Genomic DNA, 2,281 nt, shown 5'->3' on the forward strand with positions numbered 1-2,281 from the left:
GGTAGTTTTGGTATTCAAAGTGGCTACGAACTAAAAAATAAAATATTAACACATACTAATTATTATTGGTATGTGTTTTTTTATTATTTATTATTGTATAAAATATTTGACAAACAAGTATTATCATATATACTAATATAATGAAACATTAATTTAAGGTTTATTTTATGCTAAAAATCAAATCAAATCAAATAAGAATTTTAATAAACTTTATTAATCATTCTTTTTATTCAAGATTAAAGTTTTAATATTTAAAAATACTTAAATATATTAGTGTCTTTCTTTTATATTTTTAATTCATTATAATTAAAGGAGTGAAATTATGAATTTAACAAATCAGGAACAAAACTATTATGAACTTATATTAGATATGTTAGACGATGGTATTATAGATGACAGTGAAAGGAGTCTATTAAATAAGAAAAAAGATAGATACGGATTATCCGATACAAGAGCAAAGGAGATAGAAGATTTTGCATTGCATGAAATACAAAATAAAAATAAGCCTAAGTTTAACACAGAAGGTGAAGAAGAATATTATGAGCTTTTGGAAGATATGCTTGAAGATGGTGCTATAGATGAAAGCGGAAGAAATTTGTTAAACAAAAGAAAATCTAAATATGGCATATCAGATGAGAGGGCAGAAGAATTTGAGAATTATATAAAAAGCGTAAAAGGAATTAATAATATTGTTTCAGATAGTGCTAATAGTTCTAGTAAAGAAAATGCCGATAATTTATTCGAACAAGGTAAATCACATTATAATGATAAAAATTATGAAGAAGCTATAAAATGTTTAAAGAAAGCATCGGAATTAAATGTTAATGATTCAGTTAATTGGTCATGGTTAGGTGTAGCTTATAATAAAAATGGTGAGCATGAAGAAGCAATAAAATGTTTAAATAAGTCAGTTGAATTAGATCCTAATTATTTATTTGCTTGGCTAGGTTTATTCAATTACTATAATGAAAATGGAGAATATGGAGAATCTACAAGATGCTTGAAAAAACTAGTAGAGTTAGAGCCTGATAATCCTACTTATTGGGGGTTATTATCTAACTCTTGTAATAAAAATGAAGAATATAAAGATGCATTAATATATTTTAATAAGTTTCTAGAATTGGAACCTAGTAAGGCAAATGACTTTTCTTTTTTGGGAAGTTTTTATTATGAAAATACTAATTATGAAGAAGCTATACGCTGCTTAAACAAGGCAGTAGAATTAAATCCTAATAATGAAAATAATTGGTATTGGTTAGGTGCTTCTTATAATGATAATGGTAATTATACAGAGGCTATACGCTGTTTGAATAAGGCAGTAGAATTAAATCCTTATGATGCTGATAATTGGTATTACTTAGGTAAAGTTTACAATAAGAAAGAAGATTATAAAAAATCCATAATATGCTTGGAAGAAGCAGTGTCATTAGATGATGACAGAGCTGATATTTGGTATTTGTTTGGCAGTTCTTATTGCGGAAATGAAGAATATAGAGAATCTATAAAGTGCTTGGAGAAAGCAGTAGAATTAGATTACAACGATTCTGTTTTGTATTCTTCATTGTGGCTATTTAAATTAAACTTAGAAGAATTACAAGATTTAGAAGATGGTGTATATAAAGATGATATTGTAAATATATTTCATATAGTAAAAAATTTGATTAAAAATCCAAAGTATGAGAAAAATAATTTTCATTATCCAGTTTCATTTTTTGCTTTATGTGAAACTTTAGTGCGTTTTTTATTTAATTTTGAATACTACGATCTAGTTATTTATTTGAGAAAAAAACTTTTTATTATAAAAAATAATGGAGATTACACTATGAACGAAATTTATTTTTTGCTTATGTGCGGAAGTTCTTATGTAAATTTAAATAGCTATAATAAAGCTATCAAGGAATTTGTTTTTATATTATCTAATTATGAAATGGATGATGATACTCTTGCTGGTGTATGGTTTAATTTAGGATATTGTAATACTGAACTAAATAATCTTGAAGAAGCTAAGAACAATTATGAAAACTCTGTAAAGTTAGATTGTAATAATTCTATTGCTTGGAATAATTTAGGAGTTGTTTTTGAAAAAATGGGGCATATAAAAGATGCTATTAAAGCATATAAAACATCCATTAAAATAGATAATAATGAATTGGCTATAAATAATTTAAACAATTTAAAAAAATAAGATTATAAATAATAAGTTTTATTTGTGATGCAATGTTTATTATATTTTAATTGGGTTAGTTTTTTAAATAATTCTTTTTAAGTTAAAAAATAAAAG

At 24.6% G+C, this 2,281-nt stretch carries 1 protein-coding gene; it reads left to right on the plus strand.

All coding sequences use genetic code 11. From position 1 onward, the window contains the following. Nucleotides 1-322 precede the first annotated feature (322 nt). A complete protein-coding gene (locus EZH24_RS10515) occupies nt 323-2,185 on the plus strand; it encodes a tetratricopeptide repeat protein (protein WP_137999079.1) in 1,863 nt (620 codons plus the stop codon). Nucleotides 2,186-2,281: the final 96 nt, after the last annotated feature.

Origin of the sequence: Brachyspira catarrhinii (genome assembly GCF_005518285.1) — a bacterium.
In the GTDB taxonomy this organism is placed as follows: Bacteria; Spirochaetota; Brachyspiria; order Brachyspirales; family Brachyspiraceae; genus Brachyspira; species Brachyspira catarrhinii.